3 protein-coding genes are annotated in these 2,223 nt (G+C 38.0%); all 3 read left to right on the top strand.

From position 1 onward, the window contains the following. Positions 1-294 precede the first annotated feature (294 nt). The 3 genes from HF312_21480 (at position 295) to HF312_21470 (ending at position 2,166) form a co-directional block, all read left to right on the top strand. Complete coding sequence (locus HF312_21480; GenBank protein ID MCU7522786.1) at positions 295-666, top strand: hypothetical protein; 372 nt, start codon at positions 295-297, stop codon at positions 664-666. A gap of 375 nt (positions 667-1,041) precedes the next feature. After that, positions 1,042-1,410 carry a helix-turn-helix domain-containing protein gene (locus HF312_21475; GenBank protein ID MCU7522785.1) on the top strand — a complete coding sequence of 123 codons (369 nt, stop codon included), beginning with the start codon at positions 1,042-1,044 and terminating at the stop codon, positions 1,408-1,410. Positions 1,411-1,794: 384 nt separating this feature from the next. Continuing rightward, entirely contained in the window at positions 1,795-2,166 is a 372-nt protein-coding gene (locus tag HF312_21470) for a hypothetical protein (GenBank protein ID MCU7522784.1), read from the top strand. The last annotated feature ends 57 nt before the right edge of the window (positions 2,167-2,223 follow it).

The following is a 2,223-nucleotide window of genomic DNA, read 5'->3' as shown; positions in this document are numbered from 1 at the left end:
GTGGTGCTCCCACAGTTGTGGGGTGGGGAGCTCCCACAGTTGTGGTGCTCCCACAACAGCGGAACGCCGCCTCGGCAACTTCGCACTCTACCCGAGTAACCTGGGAAACTAGGAAACTCACAGATTTTCCTAAGGGAACCTGTGAATCTGAGAAATTCATACTGTTTCCTAAGATAACGTGGGAAGTTGGGAAACTCGCAAAAATTTCTGTTGATTTCTGTTTTGGGATATTATATAATATAATTAAGAAAGAGCGATAAACAAAAAATAAATAAATGCGTAGGAGGTTAATGTATGAAACTGTTAAATGTTAAAAAAGCAGAAAACATCGACAGCATAGTAAAAAACATAATGGCAGACGAAAACAAAAGTAAAAGTGCTAAAATGAAAGAAATGTTTCAAGCAGGCCTGGAGGTAAAAGAAATAGCGGAGTTAATGAATGTAAGATATAACTTCGTGTACAACGTAACAAAGAACTTAATAATAACAGAAAGCTTACAGGTCGAGAAAGTCGAAAAAGAATCCAAAAAGGACATCGTGATAGAAATGCATAAGGCAGGCAAAACAAACATACAGATAGCGACGGAGTTAAAGACAAATTACAACTACATCTTCAAGATAGTAAAGGAATATAAAGCAGAACAGGAAGTAGCAGTTACAAAGTAAAGAGCGAGTTTAATCGCTCTTTCTTTTTTTTTTTTTCCTTTTTAGGGGCAAAGAGATGGGCGGCGGTGGCCCGCGGTAGCGTGGCACCGGGTTACCCGGTGAAACAGCGGACGCCGCGGCCACTTTCGCACGCTACCCGGTTCCCGTGCTAAACTGGGAAACCTGGTGATTTTCCTAAGGGAAACTGGGAATCTGGGAAAATCATATGTTTTCCCAAGGGAAACTGCGAAACAGTTTCCTACGCTAACGTGGGAAGTTGGGACAGTTTCCCAACTTAAACTGGCTTTTTGTTTTGGTTTATTATATAATATAATTAAGAAAGAACGAATTAAACATTTACAAACAAAAAATAATAATAACGTAGGAGGTTACCGTATGAAACTGTTAAATGTTAAAACAGCAGAAAACACAGACAGCATGGTAAAAAACATATTAAAAGACGAAAGTAAAAGTAAAAGTCAGAAAATGAAAGAAATGTTTAAAGCAGGCTTAGAAGTAAAAGAAATAGCAGAGTTAATGAACGTCAGATACAACTTCGTTTACAACGTAACAAAAAATTTAATAATAACAGAAAGCTTGCAGGTAGAAAAAGTTCAGAAAGAAAGTAAAAAGGATGCAGTAATAAAAATGCATCAGGAAGGAAAAACAAACATACAGATAGCAACCGAGTTAAAAACAAATTACAATTACATCTTCAAAATAGTAAAAGAATATAAAGCAGAACAGCAGACAGAAGTAAAGTAAAGAACGAATTTAATTCGTTCTTTCTTTATTTTTTTTTTCTTTTGGGCACGGTGGAGCGGGGCCTCGGTGGCCGCGGCGCCGGCCACTTTCGTACGCTACCCGAGTACCGTAGGAACCTGCAGCGCGCAGTTTCATCTGCTAAACGGTTAACCCGCTAAACTATTACAGTGTCGTAGAGTAAAGTGTAACACACTAAACTGGGAAAATCGGTGAGTTTCCTAAGGTAAAGTGTTACACACTAAACTGTAACAGTTTCCTACGGGAAGTTTGGACAGTTTCCCAAATTACAGTGGATTTTTTATTTAAGTTGTTATATAATATAATTAGAGGGAGGGAAATAAATTACAAATCCAAAATCCAAAATAAAATTTAGGAGGTTAACCCATGAAACTATTAAACAGTAAAAAACCCGAAAACTTCGACATCGTAGTTAAAAACATTATTAACAACCCGGAAACTTCCAAATCCAATAAAATGAAGGAATTGTTCCAAGCAGGGATGGAAGTAAAAGACATAGCAGAACTCCTCAACGTCAGGTACAACTTCGTTTACAACGTAACAAAAAACCTAGTAATAACACAGGGGTTGGAAGTGGAAAAGGTCCAAAAGGAATCCAAAAAGGACGACATAATAAAATTACACCAGGCCGGCAAAACCAACATACAAATTGCGACCGAGTTAAAAACCAATTACAATTACATATTTAAAGTGGTCAAGGAATATAAAGCGGAACAGGAGGTCGCGATAACAAAGTAGGGAGGGAGCAGGAATTAGAGTTATACTTGATGGTTCCTTAGGCTTTGCCAGCACTCA

This window comes from Ignavibacteria bacterium (genome assembly GCA_025612375.1).
Taxonomy (GTDB): domain Bacteria; phylum Bacteroidota; class Ignavibacteria; order Ignavibacteriales; family SURF-24; genus JAAXKN01.
The sequence above is the reverse complement of the archived record's forward strand: the minus strand, read 5'-3'. Positions and strand labels throughout refer to the sequence as shown.